Source organism: Desulfosarcina alkanivorans (assembly GCF_009688945.1).
Classification (GTDB): Bacteria; Desulfobacterota; Desulfobacteria; order Desulfobacterales; family Desulfosarcinaceae; genus Desulfosarcina; species Desulfosarcina alkanivorans.
On the sequence record NZ_AP021874.1, the window covers coordinates 4,879,256 to 4,898,325 of the forward strand.

Below are 19,070 nucleotides of genomic sequence, written 5' to 3' on the forward strand. Positions count from 1 at the left end.
GCGACCGGGTTCACCTGAGCCGCGGGTCCAGTATATCCCGCAGCCCGTCGCCCAGCAGGTTGAATCCCAGCACCGCCCAGGCGATGGCCAGACCGGGAAAGACAGCCATCCAGGGGGCCAGTTCCATGAACGTCTGGGCCTCGTTGAGCATCCGTCCCCAGGAGGGGTGCGGCGGCTGGGTGCCCAGTCCCAGGTAGCTCAGGCCGGCCTCGGCCAGGATGGCTACGGCGAACTGGACCGTGGCCTGGATGATCAGCGGTGAGAGAATGTTGGGCAGTACGTGGCTCCGGATGATGGCCCCTTCGGTCCGGCCGGCGGCCCTGGCTGCGGCGATATAGTCCAGTTTCTTGATCGTCAGGGCCGAAGCCCGTGTGAGCCGGGCAAAGATCGGAATATAGAAGATGCCGATGGCCAGCATGGCATTGACGGCCGACGGCCCCATGATCGACGTGATCAAAATGGCCGACAGCACCGCCGGAAAACCGAACAGCAGGTCTGAAAAACGCATGATGGCTTCATCGGCAATGCGTCCGCCCCAGGCGCTGATCAACCCCAGGACGACCCCTGCGCCCATGCCGATGGCCACGGTCATCAGCCCGACGACGATGGAATTCACCGCTCCCACCATGACCCGGGAGAGCAGATCCCGGCCATACTGGTCCGTGCCCAGGGGGTGGGAGAGGGACGGGGCCTCCATGCGGTGCCGGGCGTCCATGGTGGTGGGGCCGTAGGGCGTCCAGAACAGGCTGGTCAGGGCCATGGCCACCACCACGGAAGAGAGCGCCACACCCAGCCAGAAATTCAGGTTCTTGAAACAACGTGCCATGGCCGTCACCGGTCCGCCCTGATGCGTGGATCCACGACCGCATAGGAGAGGTCCACGAGAAAGTTGACCACGACCACGGCGGCGGCCATGAAGAGCACCACCTCTCGCACCACGGGCAGGTCCCGCTGGCCGATGGCCAGGAACACCAGCCGGCCCAGCCCCGGCAGGGTGAAGACATTTTCGATGATGATGGCCCCGGCCAGCAGCTGGCCCATCTGCAGACCGAAGATGGTCAGCACCGGGATCAAGGCGTTTTTCAGGGCGTGGCCGACCACCACGGTGCGTTCCTTGAGTCCCTTGGCCCGGGCCGTGCGCACGTAGTCCTCCCGCAGCACCTCAAGCATGGCGGAGCGGGTCAGCCGGGTGAGGATCGCCCCCCGGATCAGCCCCAGGGCCAGGGCGGGCAGAAGCAGGGCCCGGAGGGACCCCCACGCGTCCGCCTGCCAGCCGGGAAACCCGCCGGCACTGAACATCCCCCAGTGAACGGAAAAGAGCAGCATCAGCAGGATGCCCAGCCAGAATTCGGGGATCGCCAGTCCCAGCTGGGTGCCGACCATCACGGCCGCATCGCCGGGGCGGTTCTGGTGGCGGGCGGCGAAAATTCCCAATGGCAGGGCCACGGCCACGGCGATGACCATGGCCATGAGGGCCAGGGGGCCGGTCACCGCCAGCCGGGAGCCGATCAGATCGGCCACGGGCATGTCATAGGTGATGGAGTGGCCGCCGGTGCCCCTCAACAGGCTGCCGACCCAGCTGGCGTACTGGATCAGAAAAGGCTGGTCCAGTCCCATCCTGGACCTCAGGGCTGCCAGGGTTTCCGGCGAGGCATTCATGCCCAGGATGATCTGGGCCGGGTCGCCGGGCAGCACGAACAGTACCGAGAAGACCGTGAGGGAGACCATGAAAAGCACGGCCGCCAGGGCGCCCGCCTTTTTTATCAGATAACCCGTCATCGATCGGTGCCGGCCATGTCTACGGCTTCACCCACACCGCGGTGCAATCCAGGGCGACGGTGGGATAGTTCTCCCACCATCCCATGACGCTGGCTTTCATCACCGGCAGGCTGGGGGCGGAAAAGAGAAATCCGTTGACCGCATCCTCGGCAATGATTTCCTGGCAGCGTCCGAACCATTCCGCCTTGGCCGCCTCGTCGGGCGCTTCCAGGGCCCGGGCATAGGCATCCCGGAATGCCTGCGAGTCATACTGGAAATAATAGTCCGGGCGGGCGTAGATGCCGATGTCCCAGGCTTCCACATGGCCGATCATGGTCAGCTGGTACTCCTTTTTCTTGAAGATACGGTCGATCCACTGGCCCCATTCCACGATTTCAATGGTCAGATCGATGCCCACCTTGCCGAGCATATCGGCGATCACCTCGCCGGCCCGCCTGGAGTAGGAATAGATGGCCGGCAGTTTGATGGTGGCCGAAAACCCATCCGGGTAGCCGGCTTCGGCCAGCAGGGCCCTGGCCTTGTCCGGATCGTAGGGGAAACGGCCGGTGAGGTCCCTGTAATAAGGGGTAGAGGGCGACCAGTGGGAGCCGATGGGGGTCCCGTAGCCGAACATCACCAGCTCCACCACCGCCCGGCGGTCGATGGCATGGGCCATGGCCCGGCGCACCAGCCGGTTGTCGAAGGGCGCGGCCCGGTTGTTGGTGGACATGATCACCTCTCCGGTGGTGGTGCCCGAATAGACCCTGAACCGATCGTCCTTTTCCAGCATCATGGCCGATTCGGGAGCGGCGACATAACCGATGACGTCGATGTCTCCGGCTTTGAGGGCGGCGATCTGGGCGGCCGGATCGCTGATGAAGCGGAACGTCAGCCGGTCCAGGTAGGGCAGAAAGGGGTTCCAGTATCCGTCGAAGCGGGCCATCTCCACCCGGTCGCCGCGCACCCACCGGACGAATTTGAAGGGGCCGGTGCCGATGGGACTGGACTTGGTCTGCCCGGCGGCCGTCATGGGCAGCATGATTGCATCTCCTTCGGCCAGGTGCGCGATGAACAGGGCGTCCACGGCCTTGAGCCGGATTACCAGGGTGTGGCTGTCCGGCGTTTCGATGGCCTCGATGCCATTAAAATATTCGGGGTGGGGGTTGCCGTTTTCCGGCAAGGCGGCCCGTTCCAGGTTCCATTTGGCCACGGCCGCATCGAAGGCTTCCCCGTTGTGAAAAACCACTCCTTTTCTCAAGTTGAAGGTGTAGATCCGTCCGTCTGCCGATACCCGCCATCCGTTGGCCAGGCCGGGGAGAAAACCGCCGCCGCTGTCCACCTTGACCAGTCCTTCGAAAATATTGGCGTAGACCACCCGGTCGACGGCCGCAGCGGTATTGGCCGTTGGGTCCAGTCCCGGGGGTTCCGCCGGCTGGCAGACCGTCAGGGTGCCGCCTTTTACCGGTTCCTGCGAAAATGCGGGGGATGCCATGACAACCAGGGTGAGAATCAGCCAAAGCGGGCGGACGGTGATTTTCATCTTTTCTCCTTTCTGGGTGGAAGCGCCGGACAAGCAGTGTCTGTCGTGCTGTCTGAAAATCGCTATCGCGGATCGAGGAAGCCGGATTCGAACAGGTCGTCGGCCTGGGTGTCGACAATACGGGACAGGGCCAGGTAGCGTTCCATGAGGGTGTGGGCATAGGGGGTCAGGGTGGATCCACCGCCGGCACTGCCGCCCTGGCTTTTGACCAGCAGGGGTTTGCCCAGGGCATCTTCGGTCACCTTTATCTTGCCCCAGACCGCCCGGTAACTCATTTTGAGATCCTTGGCCGCCGCGTTGAGGGAACCGCATTTTTGAATGGCTCTGAGGATCCGCATCCGGCCGAGGCCAAAAATAATCCTTCCCTGGCGGTCTTCCAGCCAGACTTTGGATTTAACGCGGACTTTTTTGGTTTTTGCGGCCATTTCTCCTCCTGACATCCGGGCAGGGTTTCAATGAAACACAAAGAGGATAGCAGGCAGGCGAATCGTCAGCAAGGGAAAAATCAACCCGTCATCAAAGCCGGCAACCCGGCCCTAAAGTCCCCACCGGAGCCGGTAACCACAGCTGAAAAACGAAGCGATCGGATCTCTTTGTCGGGTCCCTGGCGTCGGGCCGCCGGCATTCAGGCGTTAAATGTCGAAGCTGATCCCCTGGGCCAGGGGCAGGCTGCGGCCGTAGTTGATGGTGGTGGTCTGCCGTCGCATATAGCCCTTCCAGGCATCGGAACCGGACTCCCGACCGCCGCCGGTTTCCTTTTCTCCCCCAAAAGCCCCCCCGATTTCGGCACCCGAGGTGCCGATATTGACGTTGGCGATCCCGCAGTCCGATCCCGCGGCGGAGAGAAACCGCTCGGCTTCGCGCAGGTCGTTGGTGAAGATGGCTGATGACAGGCCCTGGGGGACGTCGTTCTGGAGGGTGATGGCATTGGAGACGTCGCCGCGATAACGGATCAGGTAGACAATGGGTGCAAACGTCTCATCCTGGACGATGGCAAGGTTGTTTTCCACCGCGCAAATGGTGGGCTGGACATAGCAGCCCGAGGCATACTCCGGGCCTTCCATGACCCCACCGCCACAAAGGACCTGCCCGCCCTGGGCGACCACTTGCGCCAGTGCCCGTTGGTAATCTGCCACCGCGGCGGTGTCGATGAGCGGTCCCATGTGGTTGTTTTCATCCAGGGGGTTTCCGATGCGCAGGCCTGCGTAGGCCCGGGTCAGGGAGGCGGCGACCCGGTCGTATATGTCCGCATGGACGATAACCCGCCGGGTGGAGGTGCAGCGCTGTCCGGCGGTGCCCACGGCACCGAAAACGATGGCGGATACCGCCATGGGCAGATCGGCGGCGGGGGTGACGATAATGGCGTTGTTGCCGCCCAGTTCCAGGATGGTCCGGCCGAAGCGGCCGGCGACCACCTGGGCGGCGTGGCGCCCGACCCGGGTGGAGCCGGTGACCGACACCAGGGGCACCCGCTCGTCTTCCAGCAGGCGCTGGCCCACGCTGCTTCCGCTGCCAATCACCAGCGAAAACAGGCCTTCGGGGACCACATCGTCATTTTCCCGCAACACATCGGCCAGGATATGCTGCACGGCGATGGCCGACAGGGGGGCCTTGGATGACGGCTTCCAGAGGCTGGCATTTCCGCATACCGCCGCCAGCATGGCATTCCAGGACCACACGGCCACCGGAAAATTGAAGGCGCTCACGATGCCCACCACGCCCAGGGGGTGGTAATGGTCATACATGCGATGCTCCGGTCGTTCCGAGGCCATGGTGTACCCATAAAGCTGACGGGATTGACCCACGGCAAAATCACAGATGTCGATCATCTCCTGGACTTCTCCCAGTCCTTCCTGGAGCGATTTTCCCATCTCGTAGGAGACCAGGGCGCCCAGCGGTTTCTTGTAGATCCGCAACTGCTGGCCGATGCGGCGGACGATGTCGCCCCGCCGGGGGGGCGGTACCTCGCGCCACCGTAAAAAAGCGCGGCGGGCGGCCGTTGCCGCCCGGTCGTACTCGGCCGGTGTCGCGGTAAATACCCCGGCGATGGCATGGCCGTCCACCGGAGAGACCACGTCGATCATCGGTCCCTTCCCGCCGCCCAGCCACGTTAACCCGGTGGAGACGCCTCGGTTCTCTTTTTCGATGCCCAGTGTCTGTAAAAATTGCATGCTTTCATCTGCTCCCGGTTGCGGATTGATCTCATTTGGCTTCCATGAACGGATAGCGGTAATCGGTGGCCGGCAGGAAGTTCTCTTTGATGGTCCGCGGGCTGACCCACCGGTACAGGTTGAGGATGCTGCCGGCCTTGTCGTTGGTTCCTGAGGCCCGGGCTCCGCCGAAGGGCTGGCGCCCCACCACGGCCCCGGTGGGTTTGTCGTTGATGTAAAAATTGCCGGCGGCGTTCACCAGCCGGCGCCGGGCTGTGCCCACCGCCGCCCGGTCCCGGGCGAAGATGGCACCGGTGAGGGCGTAGGGCGAGGTCCGGTCGCACAGGTCCAGGGTCTCCTCGAAGGCGTCGTCCGCATAGACATAGAGGGTCAGCACCGGTCCGAAGATCTCTTCCTCCATGGTTTTGAAGCGGGGGTCGGTGGTCAGGATCACCGTGGGTTCGATGAAGTAGCCGGAACTGCGGTCACAACCACCGCCGGCAATGATTTCGGCGGCCTCGTGTTGCCGGGCATGGTCGATGTAACCGCTGATCGTATCAAAGGCGGCCCTGTCGATAACGGCATTGACAAAATTCTCGAAGTTCTCCGGCGGCCCAACCTTGATGGTTCCCATGGCGGCGGTCAGTTTTTCCCTGATCTGCGGCCAGAGCGATTCTGGCAGGTAGGCCCGGGAGGCGGCCGAGCATTTCTGACCCTGGTATTCAAAGGCTCCCCGGATCAGGGCGGTGACCACTGCCTCGGTTTCGGCACTGGGGTGAACGAAGATAAAATCTTTGCCGCCGGTTTCTCCGACGATGCGGGGATAGGTCCGGTAGCGGCCCAGGTTCTCGGCGACGGTCTTCCACATGTTCTGGAATACCGTCGTGGAGCCGGTGAAGTGAATGCCGGCCAGTTGTGGGCTGGCCAATACGGGGTGGCCCACCTGGGCACCGGGTCCCGGGATGAAGTTGATCACCCCCGGCGGCAGCCCGGCTTCCATGAAGATTTCCATGAGCATCCACGCGGAAAAAACGGCACTGGAGGCCGGTTTCCACAAGACGGTGTTGCCCAGCATGGCCGGCGCCGACGGCAGGTTCCCGCCGATAGCGGTGAAGTTAAAGGGGCTGACTGCAAAAACGAAGCCTTCCAGGGGCCGGTATTCCAGGTGATTCCACTCGGCCGGACCGGACCGGGGCTGCTGCCGGTATATCTCGGTGGCGTAAAAGGCGTTGAAGCGCAGGAAGTCGACGATCTCGCAGGCCGCATCGATTTCCGCCTGGTAGACGTTTTTTCCCTGGCCGAGCATGGTGGCCGCAGCCAGGGTCATGCGCCGCGGGCCGGCGATCAGATCGGCCGCCCGGTTAAAAATCGCCAGCCGATCGCCCCAGTCCATGGCCGCCCATTTTCCGGCCGCAGACGCGGCGGCCTCGATGGCCATGGCCACCTCTTTCTCGCCGGCCTGGTGAAATACGGCCAGCTGGTGGCCATGGTCATGGGGAACGACGCATCGACCCAGGTTGCCGGTTTTTACCGGCCGTCCGCCGATGATCAGCGGAATCTCGAGGGGCGTGTTCCTGAGCCGCTGCAGTTCGTCTTGGATGCGTGCGCGCTCGTCGCTGCCGGGCCGGTATTCAAGAACCGGCTCATTGACCGGCGGGTCTATGGAAAAAATGGCATTGGCCATGGCCAACCTCCTTGTTGGATTCAATCTGAAATATTCCGCCGCCAGGCACGGGATACATTTTTCCGGGGGGTCGCGACGAGGGGCAACGTGTCCGCCTCGATACGCACTGCCTGTGTGTCAGATTTTTCTGAAAACAGCGGGCAACGGCTATCACAGGACAATTAATGTGTCAATGAAGGCATAACGTAACCTGCCGCCTTGTATCCCAATACGTCTGTTCAACGCTAAGGTAAGGCAAAAGATATAGACTGCAAGGAGGGGATGCCAGCCGTTCAAAAAAAAGGCAGGGAAAATCGCTTTCCAGCAATTTTCCCTGCCACGCTTCTTGACTCGGCCTGAACCCGCATCCGGTCGGGGTCCTTCCCGGATGCAGGCAACTGAAACTGGCGACCCAGGCGGAAAACCCGCCGAAGCTGCCGGTCATAAAAAATATTATTGGTCCTGGAGTTCTTTCATGGAAAGCACATTGATTACCTTGGCGTCTTCTTTTTCAGCAACGGTGCCGGTAACGGTTACCTTTTTGCCCACCATATCGGCGGTTACATCGCTGCCCTCCAAAACATAGCTGCCGTCGGCGGCATCGAGAACGAGAACTTCGCCCTTTTCCGTGATGGTTCCGGTTATACTGTCTTCCGCCATTGCCATCCCGGAGCCGGCAACAACCACGAGAAATGCGGTCACCATGGTGACAATGATGTTTTTCTTAAATGCGTTCATCGTTATTTCCTCCCTCTTCGTGTTTTAGGTTGACCCCTCTTTTGCCCGGAGAGACCTGCTGGCCTCCCTTTTTCAACACACCCATGCTGACCCTTCAGCATTTCGGAACCGACCGACGGTGCGTTGTTCTCATTTCTCAGCAATGGACATGCCAACAAGGCAACTGTTTGTTTTAATTCCGATTTTAAAAATTGCCGTCGGATTGGTGAGTAGACGAAGCGTTTCGCTAATTGCACCGGGATGACGAAAATTGCGCACGGGCAGGATTTCTCCGGTCCCTGAATCCGTCGCCTGCGAACAGGGGTGCTAAGGATCGGTGGAAAAATGCCGATAGCACGGGTATGAATTCATTGCGAAGGGAAAGGATCGAAACCCGGGGCCTGACCCGGCGCCGGTTGTTGTGCCTGGGGGTGCTGGGGCTGGCCGGTTGGATGGCGTCGCCCATCCGTAACGTTGCCGCGGCGGTTCAAAATGACCTGGCCCTCGTGGCGGCCATCCCCCGGAAGACCCCGCGGGAAGCGCCCCTGCTGGTATTCAGGGATTTTGCGACCGATCCGGATGTCGAGGTGATACGGCACATCCGGCACGAACTGGGTCAGCAAAAGGACATGCTGGCACGGATCAGGCAGACCATCGGGTTTGAAAAGCGGGTAAAATTCTCCATGGAGGAAATCCAGGTCCGCCTGATGTACGTGCCCCAGTTGCAGGACCGCCATGCAGACGCCTATTACCGATATTGTCTGGACGTTACCGAGGCGCTCTTTCAAATGACCGGGATGGACAATTTTTATGATGTCATCACCTGTCCGAGAACACGCTTTCCGGCGGTATCGACAACCGGTAAATCGGCCTTTCTGGTCCATCGTCTGGCCAAGGCGTATCGGGCGGTATGCCGCTTCACCGCAGAATCCGGACGAAGCGTGAAAACCACCCTCAGCGGTGCGATCTTTTCCAATCACCTGGGCGCGGTCGACCTGGAGATCCAACTGATGGCGCCGGGGGAATACAGATTGACGCGCAGGCCCTTTACCATCTGGCAGAACGATACCCGCAACCTTTCCACGCTGATGTCCATCCCGGTGGAAGAAACGCTCCATTTTTACATCGGGCAGGCAACGGATCGTGAGATTGCGAACGCCATGGCGCATCATCCGCCGACAGACCTGGCTGCCGCGCAGCGCCTGGCCCAATCGTGGATGGCCGTGGAAGAGGCGGTGGTGGGCGGACTGGTGAATTCCATGCTGGCTGGTTACTGCACCCGGCGCCACGTCACGCTGCCGGGCTTTTACACCGGTGAAACCCACCCGGCCGTGCCATCACTGCATCGGTACCGGTATCGGGATCAGGGCATCCGGCTGGTGCGGGACCTTGGCTTTAAGGACGCCGTGTCCCGTTACATGGACAACCCGTCGGCATTCAGGGCGCAATTGCTGCGCCGCCCGGATGCCTGAGGTGCGTGGTCGGCGGTTTTCTGATTCTGATCAGAAACCGACTAAAAAAAGGAAGATCGCCCAGGCCGGCCGGTTGCCGGAGCGATCTTCCTTCATGCTTATCTCGAAGGGGCATCTTTATCAGCGGTTTTGGATTTTCTTCATGTAACTTTGCGCTGCAGGGTTGGTGCTTTAGGGGGTAGGCGCGAAGCATATCACGTTAAAGCGTTGCGCTCGTATCCGATTCCAATTCCCGTCCTTCGATCAGGCGGACGAGCCGCTCGGTCTCATCCCGGAGGATGGCGGTGAAGCGGCACCGATCACCGGCGTCCAGGCCCGGGTATTCCACCAGCAGGTCGGCCAGGGACCTTACGGATGTCAGTGAATTGACAAATTCGTGGGTAAACCATTGGTTCGTGGGAAGCCGGACGGTCACTTCGGGCGCCATTGAATTCATCCTCACAGGCTGAAAGCTGTTGTAAATGACAGCTAAAATTTAAATAAAAAATATCGATTGAATATGATTTATTGACATATGTAATCCAAAACATGTGCCATGTGGTAGTATGCTTAATAACTATTTGATTTTATACATAAAAAATAAGTGAGGCAGGTTCGATTATGATTGCGATGTACAATAAAAGTTGTATCGGAGCGGGTCGAAAATCGGCTTTTTGTCCGACCTGGCAGGCTGTTGGGCCTGGTTGAAGGGAGCTACAATAAAAGTTGTAACTACAAAAAAAATTGTTGCCCGTCAGGCCTCATCCGGCTTTTTTTTTCAGTCGTTTACTCAACGCCTGCTGGGAGATACCCAGAATTTTGGCAGCCCTGGACTGGTTGCCGCCGGCGCGTTGCATGGCCTCTTCGACCAGCAGATCCGTGGCTTGCCTGATGGTCGGAAGCCGGTGGGAAAAGGTGATCGGCGGGCCGGCATCGGCATTGGGCAAGGCCGGTACCGTTCCATCGGCCGACTGTTCACGGGCGATGTGGGCTTGGATGGAGTGCAGGGAGAGGGTTCCGGACCGGTGACGGCTGACGGCGTCAAAAATCATGGATTCCAGCTCACGGATGTTTCCCGGGTAGGCATAGCCGGCCATCATCGGCAGCAGTTCGCGGGGGACGGGCGGTATCGGCTTGTTCAGCCGGGAAGCGGCGTCGGCCAGAAAGTGGTCGAGCAGTTGAGGAATGTCGTCCCGTCGATCCCTCAGGGGCGGAATATAGATCCGATGGGTCTGCAGGCGGTAGTTGAGATCCTTGCGAAAACGCCCCTCGTCCAGCATCACGGACAGACGCTGGTTGGTGGCGGCGATGATTCGGGCGTTTGCCCGGCAGGCGACATCGGCTCCCAGTGGAAAATACTCACCTTCCTGCAGCAGTCGCAGCAGTTTGACCTGGGACGCCTGGGGCAGGTCTCCGATTTCATCGAGGAACAGGGTCCCGCCGTCAGCCTGTTCGATCAATCCGCCGCGGGGGGTATCAGCACCGGTGAAGGCGCCCTTGACGTGACCGAACAGGGTGTCTGAAAAAACGGTGTCGTCCAGACCGGCGGCGTTAACGGCCACGAATGCGCCCTTCAGCCCGCTCAACCGGTGGATGGTCCGGGCAATCAGCTCTTTGCCGACACCGGTTTCCCCGCGGATGAGAACCGGTTGCGACGTGGTGGCGATGGATTCCACGTACTGAAAAATCGTCAGCATTTTCCGGTTCCCGGTGATGATCTGGCGAAAGGCCTCCGGGTGTTCCAGGTCGTCGCGCAGCATGTGGCGGCGAAGCGACCGGTTTTCCCGCTGGAGTTCCTGAAAAGAGACCGCCCGGTTGACGGCCGTGATCAGCCGGTCCGCTTCCACCGGTTTGACGATGTAGTCGAAGGCCCCGGCCTTGATGCAGCGGACGGCGGTTTCCACGTCCACGGCGCCGGTGACGATGATCACCGGTACATCCGGGTAGTCACGGCGCACGTCGTCCAGCAGGCGGTGGCCGTCCACGTTGGGCATGTTCAGGTCCAGCAGCATTGCTTCGACCGGGCTGTCCTCCAGCAGGTCCATCACCCGGCGGCTGTCCTGGCAGGTGATCGTGTTGTTGAGCCCGGCCATCTGAAGGGTCGTGTCGATGGCCAGCAGGATGGATGCTTCGTCATCCACGATCAGGATCGGTTTGGGTGGGTTCAGGGAAGTACTCATGCTCGGCTGTCCGTATCTCCTGTCGATGAGGTTGGGGGCGCCAGCGGCAAGGTCACGCGAACCGTGGTGCCTTTGCCGGGGGTCGACGCAAAGCGCATGCTGCCGCCATGGTCGCTGACGATGCGATCGGAAATGGCCAGGCCCAAACCGGTTCCTCCCCGCTCCCGCCGGGTGGTGAAAAAGGGGTCGGTGATCCGTTTGAGCGCTTCGGCACGGATGCCCTGGCCCTCATCCCTGACCTCTACAAAGACCAGATCGTTGTCCCTATCGGAACCGGTGCTTACGGTTACGGAGCAATTCTTGTCCGGCAGGGCCTGGCAGGCATTGACCACCAGGTTGATGACCACCTGTTCAATACGCTGGGCGTTTCCCGTAAGGGACGGCAGGCGCGGATGGCAAACCAGGTCAAAGTGGCGGGTTGATTTTTTTATCAGGTTGGCGGTGAGTCCGACCGCCTTGCGGACCACCTCGTTGAGGTCCACGTCATCTTTCATGTCCGAGGGATTGTCCCGGGCAAAGTCTTTCAGGTCGGCGACGATGTCCCGAACCCGCCGGGCATCCTCGGTGATACCGGTCAGTATCGGCGGAATCCGGTCTCGGATCCGGCTGAAGACCGTGGCGCCCACCGGAAAGTCACCGACCTGCGCATGGTGGCGGTCGAGAATGGGCAGCATGTCCTCCCACATCCGGGTCAGGTTGGGGGCGTTGAGCATGACCGAGGTGATCGGGTTGTTGATCTCGTGGGCAATGCCGGAAACCAGGGTTCCCAGGGACACCATCTTGGCGGCCTGAAAAAGCTGCTCCTGTTTGACCAGCGCGCTCTCTTCGGCCAGCTTTTTCTGGCGGGTCACGCTGACGCCGTGCCAGACGATATGGACGGACAGAAGGATGATCAGCAAAAGAATCCAGCTGCAGATAAAGGTGGTCTTGCGGGTGATGGCGGAAATCTGGGCGTGCACGTCCTCCACGTAGATGCCGGTGCCGATGATCCATCCCCACGGGGCGAAGCCCATGACGTAAGAAATCTTGGGGACGATGCGGGTGGGATCGTCCATCCACTGCCACTGGTAGTCCACATATCCGGCACCACCGGTTTGGACGATTTCCACGCAGGCCATGAAAAGACGCTTGCCCGCCGGGTCGGCAAACCTGGAGATGTCCTTGCCTTCCAGGTCGGACCGGTAGGGGTGCATGATCATGCGGGGCTGCATGTCATTGATCCAGAAATAGTCCTTGAGGTCATTTCCGTAGCGCAGCCCCCGGATGTGGGCGATGGCCAGCCGCTGGGCGTCTTCCCGTGACATCAGGCCCCGGCGTTCCTGCCGGGCGTATGCGTCCAGGCTGCTCCAGGCCGAGGCCACCAGTTCGCGGATGACCTCCCGTTTGCCTTCCAGGAGGCGTTCTTTCATCTCGGGCAGGATAATCAGAAAGATGGTCATGATGAACAGCAGCACCGTCAGCATCACCGGCAGGAAAATGCGTATGGGAATGCGCCTGAGCATATTGTTGATATGCATCGTCACCATGTGAGCCCATCAGGATCAAGCCGACATCGAACGGAGAGCCAATGAAAAAAGCGTGTAGAACCGGTCGTACCAAGTTGCACCATACTCGATTGAGGACGAAAATCAATCGCAAACTTCAGGTTGCGGCGGCCGGCGTCCATGGGCGCGTCCGGAAGGATGGGCTTGTCCCCCATGACCGCTGATGGTATGATTCCGGGACAGCAGGCACCTGAACAGGAAACCCGCCGGTTTCAAGAATGTCCCTCCCGGCCTTTAAGCAGGAGACCCGGATGACGAACCACCCCTATCCCCATTTGTTTGAACCCCTGGACCTCGGTTTCACGACCCTTAAAAACAGGTCGGTCATGGGCTCCATGCATACCGGGCTGGAGGAGGCCCCCGACGGTTTCGCGCGGTTGGCCGCTTATTTTGCCGAGCGGGCCGCAGGAGAGGCGGGGCTGATCGTGACCGGCGGCTTTTCTCCCAATCCCGAGGGCCGCGTGGCCGACCACGCGGCCCAGCTGCACACCGCGGACGAGGCGGCCCGCCACCGGGCCGTCACTGCGGCCGTCCATGACCAGGGTGGCAAGATCGCCCTGCAGATCCTGCACACGGGCCGGTACGGGTTTCACAAAAAGCTGGTGAGCGCCTCGGCCCTGCAGGCGCCCATCAATATCTTCAAGCCCCGGGCGCTGTCCGAAGCGGACATCCTGGGCCAGATCGACGATTTTGTCCGATGCGCCCACCTGGCCCTGCAGGCCGGCTACGACGGGGTGGAGATCATGGGCTCCGAAGGCTACCTGATCAACCAGTTCATCGCCCCGGGAACCAACCGGCGCACCGACCGCTGGGGCGGCTGTTTCGAGAACCGGATCCGCCTGCCCCTGGAGATCGTCCGCAGGGTCCGGCAGCGGGTGGGACGGGAATTTATCATCATATACCGGCTTTCCATGCTGGATCTGGTTTCAGGAGGCAGTTCCTGGGAACAGGTGGTGGCATTGGCCCGACAGGTGGAAATCGCCGGGGCCACCATGATCAACACGGGCATCGGCTGGCACGAGGCCCGCATTCCCACCATCGCGAGCATGGTGCCCCGGGCCGCCTTCACCTGGGTTACCGGCCGGCTCAGGGGCGCGGTATCCATCCCCCTGATCACCAGCAACCGGATCAACACCCCCGAGGTGGCAGAGCAGACCCTGGCCGCCGGCCGGGCGGATCTGATTTCCATGGCGCGCCCGTTTCTGGCGGACCCGGACTTCATGCTCAAGGCGCGGCAGGGCCGGGCCGACGAGATCAACACCTGCATCGGCTGCAACCAGGCCTGCCTGGACCACATTTTCCAGGGCAGGGTGGCCAGCTGCCTGGTCAATCCCCGGGCCTGCCGGGAGACGGAATGGGCCATCACCCAGAGCGACCGGCCCAAACGCATCGCCGTGGTGGGTGCCGGCCCGGCCGGCCTTTCCTTTGCCGTCAATGCGGCCTCGCGGGGTCATCGGGTGACCCTTTTCGACCGGCAGAACCGCATCGGCGGGCAGCTGAACCTGTCGGTCCGCATTCCCGGCAAAGAGGAATTTGCCGAAACCCTGAGGTACTACCGCAGGCAACTGGCGCTGATGAAGGTGGTCGTGAGATTGAACACCCCCGTGGAAGCCGGCACCCTGAAAGCGGGGGCCTTCGATGCCGTCGTGGTCGCCACCGGAGTCGTGCCCCGCCGTCTGGATATTCCCGGCATCCATCACGCCAAGGTGATCTCCTACGTCGATGCCATTTCCGGGACGGCTCCCATCGGCGAGTCCGTGGCCATCATCGGCGCCGGCGGCATCGGCTTCGACACGGCCATCCTCGTTTCCGATGAGCGACCCTCCACCAGCCTGGACCGCGAGCGGTTTCTCGAGGAGTGGGGGGTGGACCGCGACTACCGCCAGCCGGGCGGCCTGCTGGCGGATTTTTCGGCATCGGATCGGTCATTCCGTCGTGTCACCCTGTTGCAGCGCAAGGCCGCCAAAATGGGTGCCTCGCTGGGCAAAACCACCGGCTGGATCCACCGGGCCACGCTGAAAAAACGCGGCGTGGCCATGCTCAACGGCGTGGTTTATGAAAAAATCGATGACGCCGGGCTTCATATCGTCAAAAACGGCACCCGCCGGACCATTGCCGCCGACACCATCATCGTCTGTGCCGGTCAGGAGCCGCTGCGCACGCTGGCCGAGGATCTTCAATCCGGGGATATGGCCGTTCACGTCATCGGCGGTGCGGACAAGGCCACCGAACTGGATGCCAAACGGGCCATCGACCAGGGGACCCGGCTGGCCCTGGAGATATAAGGTGACCCCACCCGCTGCCATGCTGGACCATCTCGTGGTCGCCGCCGACACGCTTGATCAGGGCTCGGCCTTTCTTCAGGCGCGTCTGGGCGTTGCCCCATCCGGCGGCGGCCGGCACGCCGCCATGGGCACCCACAACCGGGTATTGAAGCTGGGCCGGGACCGGTACATCGAGGTGATCGCCATCGACCCCGACGGGCGGCGACCCGATTCGCCACGGTGGTTCGACCTGGATGATGCGGACCGCCGGGCCCGGCTGAAAGACCGGCCCCGCCTGATCACCTGGGTGGCACGAACGGATGCCCTCGATGCGCTCGCAGAAGCGGTGTATGGACAGCGGGCTGACGTGCGGGCCATGCAGCGGGGTGACCTGAGATGGCGATTTGCGTTCACCATGGACGGGTCGCTGCCGGGCGATGGGCTGATTCCCCATCTGATCCAGTGGGCGGGTGATCGCCATCCCGCCGAATCCATGGTTGAATCGGGATGTACGCTGGTGGGCCTCGACGGAACGCATACCGACCCTGAAGCCTTTCGCAAAACAATCGCGTCCCTGGGTCTGGAAGGCACCCTCACCATTCACCCGGTTTCGGGACCACAGCCGCCGGGCCTGTCCGTACGGATAGAAACCCCTGCGGGTACAGTCATATTGGATTGAAGAAAAAAGATACCGGTAGAAAGGAAGCCGATCATGCCTGCCAACAACAGGAAGGATTCTGACAGATTGTCACAAGTGGTGGCCGATGCCCGCCGTCACATGAAGGAACGGGAAAAGACGTACCGCGAGAAGGCCCTCAAGATGTATCCGCACGTTTGCGGCCGCTGTGGACGCGAGTTCAGCGGCAAGGGGCTGCGGGAACTCACCGTTCACCACAGAGACCACAACCACGACAACAACCCGCCCGACGGCAGCAACTGGGAACTCTTGTGCATCTACTGCCACGACAACGAGCACGGCCGGCTGGAAGTGGCCGAGGCCTACGACGGCCAGTCCTCGTCCACGGCCCCTCCGGATTCTGATTTTTCTCATAAGCCTTTTGCCGCGCTGGAAGCGCTGCTGAAGGGTAAAAAATAGTACCGACGGTCATTTGATCAACCCCAACGCATAGGCGCAAAACCGTGACAAGGCCCCTTCCGGAGACCTTTTTTCCTGCTGTCGGAAAAATCATCCCTTCCGGCTGGTGCCGTCTGTGGGCTTTTGGGATCGTCTGCGGTTTTCTTTTACTGCTGGCCGGTGCGCTTGCGATCCCTTTCTACTTCGAATCCCCGTCCATCTGGTACAAGTTCGGAATGGAAAAGGTCAGCCTGCGGACGGGAAAATTGATGGGCATGGGGGGCGGCCTTCTTCTCCTTCTCCAACTGCCGCTGGCCGCACGGCTGAAGGCGCTGGACCGCATCTTCTCCCTGCCGGGCCTGATGCGTCAGCACCGTCTGCATGCCTGGATCATCGCCGCGGCGGCCCTGGTGCACCCCGTTGGTGTACTGCTTTCCGAAGGCACGTTTTTTGTCCCCCTGGAAATACGCTACTGGCCGGAATGGGTGGGGGCCGGGCTGATGGCGATCATTTTGATCCAGGTCGGCTGCAGCCGCTGGCGGCTTCGGCTGGGGCTGGCCTTTCACGTCTGGATGAACCTTCACCGTATCATGGGAGTATTGATCGCCGTTTTATTGATTGTCCACGTCCTTGCCGTAAGCGAAACCTTCTCCGAAGACGGACCGCCCCGCCTGGCCGTGTGGATTGCAGCCGGTATCTTTGCCCTTCTCTGGGCGTTGGTGCGCAGCGCCTGGGTCCGTGCAGGCCGAAGGCCCTATGTGGTTTCCCGCATCAAACCTGTCGGTGCCGACTGCACCGGTGTGACGTTGGTTCCGGTGACAGCCTTCCCCTTTCTGTACGCCCCTGGCCAGTTTGCCTATGTCTCCTTTCGCTCCCGGAAGGTTTCACGGGAACCCCACGCCTTCACCCTCTCCTCCACGCCCAGCCGTCCCGGCATGCTTCAGTTTACCATCCGTGCCTGCGGAGACTGGACCCGGCATGTGGATAGGATCCAACCCGGCGATCGGGCCCTTGTACAAGGCCCTTTCGGGCGGTTCGGCCACCTGTTTACATCGCCGGGTCGGCCCCTGATCATGATTGCCGGCGGCATCGGCATTACCCCCATGCTCAGCATGCTGCGCTTCATGGCAGACGAGAACGATCCCCGCCCCATTATCCTGATTTGGAGCACCCGTACCCCTGCGCACCTGATGTTCGGCGAGGAGCTGGATCTTCTTGCCGTCAAATTGACAGGCCTTCGACGGGTCCCTATGTTTACCCGTAATACGGAGGATGGGGGCCAGACCGGCAGGCTGAACCGCCAGTCTCTGGAATCGATACTTCACGGATGCGACCGCAGGTCCGCGGTCTTCCTATGTGGCCCGCCGCTGATGATGGACCAGGTCAGATCCGACCTCAAAATGCTCGGATTTCCGGCCCGGGCGATATTCAGTGAATCTTTCGGGTTCTGACAACCGCCAGTCGGCGGAGCGGACCACGCCCCACGGTTGGCCGGCGGCCAGCCCAACCCTACCACCGGACTGGAGGCGACCCATGAAACCATTTGTCCATTTTTTCCTTGTCCTTCTTTTCCTGCTGGCGGCTGCGGTCCCGGCACAGGCTGCGGCCCCGGAGTGGGAAATCGATCCGGCCCATGCCGGCGTCTACTTCAGCATCGATCATATTTACTCCACGACACGCGGTTATTTTGAAGATTTCAAGGGGACGGTGATGTTTTCTCCCGAGGACCTGACCGGCAGCCGTTTCGACTTCGAGGTTACGGTGAAAAGCATCAACACCGGGAACAGCAAGCGCGACGGTCACCTCAATTCCGCTGACTTTTTTGATTCCAAAACCTACCCCGTGATGTCCTTCAAGAGCACCGCCGTTAAGCATGTCCGGGACAACCGCTACGTTGTCGAGGGGACAATGAGGGTCAAGGATGTCAGCAAAACCCTGACGGTGCCGTTTACCTTGCTTGGGGTCAGGACCCACCCCTTTGACGATAATAAGGAAGTGGCCGGTTTCGAAGCCCGAATGGTCATCGATCGCCTGGCCTACCACGTCGGCGGCGGAAAGTTTTATGACATGGGGGTGGTCGGCAAGGATGTGGACGTGCTCATTACCCTCGAAGTGATCCGGAAAAAATAGATGACCACCGATACAATGTTACGGGGGGGCGGCCGCCCAAGAAGTCCCGGGTGCGTTCCGCGTGCGCGATGCCGCCATTTCAGGCCATGAATCGACGACTCACCCTGCCGGTCTTTCTGCTCCACGTCGGTTTGGCTTCACCGGCATGAAGCGATGCGCCCCCTGTGCCGGAGGCGATCTCCCTGCCGGCCGGTTTCCGCATTTCCATCTTTACCGACAGGGTCCCCAATGCCCGGTCCATGGCGCGGGAGCCCGAGGGGGTCAGAAAATCAGTCGGATTCGACTGGCGCCCCATGCGGCGGCACTGGGCATTCGCTTTTACACCGGAAAGAATTTCCCGCCCCAATACCACGGCCAGATATTCATTGCCGAGTACGGCTCCTGGAATCGGAGCCGGCCCATCGGTCACCGCATCACCCTGGTGCGGCTCAAGAACGGTCGGCCCGCATCCCAAGACGTGTTCGCCGGCGGGTGGCTCGGCGGTGACGGGGTCATCGGCCGGCCGGTGGATACCGAGATCCTCGCGGACGGCGCCATGCGGGTCTCCGACGACCTTGCCGGCAGGATTGACCGCATGGCCTGCCACCACTGCCCCGGG

Annotated in this window: 17 protein-coding genes; 6 read left to right on the forward strand and 11 right to left on the reverse strand. The window is 61.2% G+C overall.

Features of this window, described 5'->3' with window-relative positions:
• Positions 1–10 precede the first annotated feature (10 nt).
• The 7 genes from DSCA_RS21440 to DSCA_RS21470 form a co-directional block, all read right to left on the reverse strand.
• Positions 11–826 carry an ABC transporter permease gene (locus DSCA_RS21440; protein WP_155318380.1) on the reverse strand — a complete coding sequence of 272 codons (816 nt, stop codon included), beginning with the start codon at positions 824–826 and terminating at the stop codon, positions 11–13.
• A 5-nt stretch (positions 827–831) separates the two neighbouring features.
• The gene (locus tag DSCA_RS21445) at positions 832–1,779 is read right to left on the reverse strand and encodes an ABC transporter permease (protein WP_155318381.1); all 948 of its coding nucleotides are present in this window, start codon (positions 1,777–1,779) and stop codon (positions 832–834) included.
• Positions 1,780–1,798: 19 nt separating this feature from the next.
• A complete protein-coding gene (locus DSCA_RS21450) occupies positions 1,799–3,298 on the reverse strand; it encodes an ABC transporter substrate-binding protein (protein ID WP_155318382.1) in 1,500 nt (499 codons plus the stop codon).
• 62 nt (positions 3,299–3,360) lie between these two features.
• Complete coding sequence (locus DSCA_RS21455; protein ID WP_155318383.1) at positions 3,361–3,723, reverse strand: winged helix-turn-helix domain-containing protein; 363 nt, start codon at positions 3,721–3,723, stop codon at positions 3,361–3,363.
• A 207-nt stretch (positions 3,724–3,930) separates the two neighbouring features.
• Positions 3,931–5,469, reverse strand: coding sequence for an L-piperidine-6-carboxylate dehydrogenase (gene amaB / locus DSCA_RS21460; RefSeq protein WP_155318384.1), 1,539 nt, complete (start codon positions 5,467–5,469; stop codon positions 3,931–3,933).
• 31 nt (positions 5,470–5,500) lie between these two features.
• Positions 5,501–7,132 carry an L-glutamate gamma-semialdehyde dehydrogenase gene (gene pruA, locus DSCA_RS21465; RefSeq protein WP_155318385.1) on the reverse strand — a complete coding sequence of 544 codons (1,632 nt, stop codon included), beginning with the start codon at positions 7,130–7,132 and terminating at the stop codon, positions 5,501–5,503.
• Positions 7,133–7,564: 432 nt separating this feature from the next.
• Complete coding sequence (locus tag DSCA_RS21470; protein WP_155318386.1) at positions 7,565–7,849, reverse strand: DUF5818 domain-containing protein; 285 nt, start codon at positions 7,847–7,849, stop codon at positions 7,565–7,567.
• A 341-nt stretch (positions 7,850–8,190) separates the two neighbouring features.
• On the opposite strand from DSCA_RS21470, the gene DSCA_RS21475 reads away from it, so the two are divergent.
• Positions 8,191–9,300 carry a hypothetical protein gene (locus tag DSCA_RS21475; protein WP_155318387.1) on the forward strand — a complete coding sequence of 370 codons (1,110 nt, stop codon included), beginning with the start codon at positions 8,191–8,193 and terminating at the stop codon, positions 9,298–9,300.
• 199 nt (positions 9,301–9,499) lie between these two features.
• Here DSCA_RS21475 and DSCA_RS21480 read toward each other — a convergent pair whose 3' ends face one another.
• The 3 genes from DSCA_RS21480 to DSCA_RS21490 all read right to left on the reverse strand — a co-directional run bounded on the left by DSCA_RS21480 (position 9,500) and on the right by DSCA_RS21490 (position 12,976).
• Complete coding sequence (locus DSCA_RS21480; protein ID WP_155318388.1) at positions 9,500–9,727, reverse strand: histidine kinase; 228 nt, start codon at positions 9,725–9,727, stop codon at positions 9,500–9,502.
• Positions 9,728–10,040: 313 nt separating this feature from the next.
• Complete coding sequence (locus DSCA_RS21485) at positions 10,041–11,459, reverse strand: sigma-54-dependent transcriptional regulator (protein WP_155318389.1); 1,419 nt, start codon at positions 11,457–11,459, stop codon at positions 10,041–10,043.
• Positions 11,456–12,976, reverse strand: coding sequence for a cache domain-containing protein (locus tag DSCA_RS21490; RefSeq protein WP_167527900.1), 1,521 nt, complete (start codon positions 12,974–12,976; stop codon positions 11,456–11,458). Before DSCA_RS21490 ends, DSCA_RS21485 begins: the two co-directional genes overlap by 4 nt.
• A 278-nt stretch (positions 12,977–13,254) precedes the next feature.
• Here DSCA_RS21490 and DSCA_RS21495 point away from each other — a divergent pair, with 278 nt between their 5' ends.
• The 5 genes from DSCA_RS21495 to DSCA_RS21515 all read left to right on the forward strand — a co-directional run bounded on the left by DSCA_RS21495 (position 13,255) and on the right by DSCA_RS21515 (position 18,472).
• Complete coding sequence (locus DSCA_RS21495; RefSeq protein ID WP_155318391.1) at positions 13,255–15,288, forward strand: FAD-dependent oxidoreductase; 2,034 nt, start codon at positions 13,255–13,257, stop codon at positions 15,286–15,288.
• Between the two features lies 1 nt (position 15,289).
• Positions 15,290–15,946: a VOC family protein gene (locus tag DSCA_RS21500; RefSeq protein WP_167527901.1), complete on the forward strand. Its 657-nt coding sequence runs from the start codon at positions 15,290–15,292 to the stop codon at positions 15,944–15,946.
• A gap of 33 nt (positions 15,947–15,979) precedes the next feature.
• Entirely contained in the window at positions 15,980–16,363 is a 384-nt protein-coding gene (locus tag DSCA_RS21505; protein WP_155318393.1) for a YajD family HNH nuclease, read from the forward strand.
• Positions 16,364–16,407: 44 nt separating this feature from the next.
• Entirely contained in the window at positions 16,408–17,793 is a 1,386-nt protein-coding gene (locus DSCA_RS21510; RefSeq protein ID WP_155318394.1) for a ferredoxin reductase family protein, read from the forward strand.
• A gap of 82 nt (positions 17,794–17,875) precedes the next feature.
• On the forward strand, positions 17,876–18,472 hold the full coding sequence (locus tag DSCA_RS21515) for a YceI family protein (protein ID WP_155318395.1): 597 nt from the start codon (positions 17,876–17,878) through the stop codon (positions 18,470–18,472).
• A 79-nt stretch (positions 18,473–18,551) separates the two neighbouring features.
• On the opposite strand, the gene DSCA_RS21520 is transcribed toward DSCA_RS21515, so the two are convergent.
• Positions 18,552–19,058: a hypothetical protein gene (locus tag DSCA_RS21520; protein WP_167527902.1), complete on the reverse strand. Its 507-nt coding sequence runs from the start codon at positions 19,056–19,058 to the stop codon at positions 18,552–18,554.
• Between the last annotated feature and the right edge of the window lie 12 nt (positions 19,059–19,070).

What these genes read in the sequence shown, in the direction of transcription:
- DSCA_RS21440 (WP_155318380.1), bottom strand. Translation starts at nt 826, where the DNA reads ATGGCACGTTGTTTCAAGAACCTGAATTTCTGGCTGGGTGTGGCGCTC.
- DSCA_RS21445 (WP_155318381.1), bottom strand. Translation starts at nt 1,779, where the DNA reads ATGACGGGTTATCTGATAAAAAAGGCGGGCGCCCTGGCGGCCGTGCTT.
- DSCA_RS21450 (WP_155318382.1), bottom strand. Translation starts at nt 3,298, where the DNA reads ATGAAAATCACCGTCCGCCCGCTTTGGCTGATTCTCACCCTGGTTGTC.
- DSCA_RS21455 (WP_155318383.1), bottom strand. Translation starts at nt 3,723, where the DNA reads ATGGCCGCAAAAACCAAAAAAGTCCGCGTTAAATCCAAAGTCTGGCTG.
- amaB (WP_155318384.1), bottom strand. Translation starts at nt 5,469, where the DNA reads ATGCAATTTTTACAGACACTGGGCATCGAAAAAGAGAACCGAGGCGTC.
- pruA (WP_155318385.1), bottom strand. Translation starts at nt 7,132, where the DNA reads ATGGCCAATGCCATTTTTTCCATAGACCCGCCGGTCAATGAGCCGGTT.
- DSCA_RS21470 (WP_155318386.1), bottom strand. Translation starts at nt 7,849, where the DNA reads ATGAACGCATTTAAGAAAAACATCATTGTCACCATGGTGACCGCATTT.
- DSCA_RS21475 (WP_155318387.1), top strand. Translation starts at nt 8,191, where the DNA reads ATGAATTCATTGCGAAGGGAAAGGATCGAAACCCGGGGCCTGACCCGG.
- DSCA_RS21480 (WP_155318388.1), bottom strand. Translation starts at nt 9,727, where the DNA reads ATGGCGCCCGAAGTGACCGTCCGGCTTCCCACGAACCAATGGTTTACC.
- DSCA_RS21485 (WP_155318389.1), bottom strand. Translation starts at nt 11,459, where the DNA reads ATGAGTACTTCCCTGAACCCACCCAAACCGATCCTGATCGTGGATGAC.
- DSCA_RS21490 (WP_167527900.1), bottom strand. Translation starts at nt 12,976, where the DNA reads ATGCATATCAACAATATGCTCAGGCGCATTCCCATACGCATTTTCCTG.
- DSCA_RS21495 (WP_155318391.1), top strand. Translation starts at nt 13,255, where the DNA reads ATGACGAACCACCCCTATCCCCATTTGTTTGAACCCCTGGACCTCGGT.
- DSCA_RS21505 (WP_155318393.1), top strand. Translation starts at nt 15,980, where the DNA reads ATGCCTGCCAACAACAGGAAGGATTCTGACAGATTGTCACAAGTGGTG.
- DSCA_RS21515 (WP_155318395.1), top strand. Translation starts at nt 17,876, where the DNA reads ATGAAACCATTTGTCCATTTTTTCCTTGTCCTTCTTTTCCTGCTGGCG.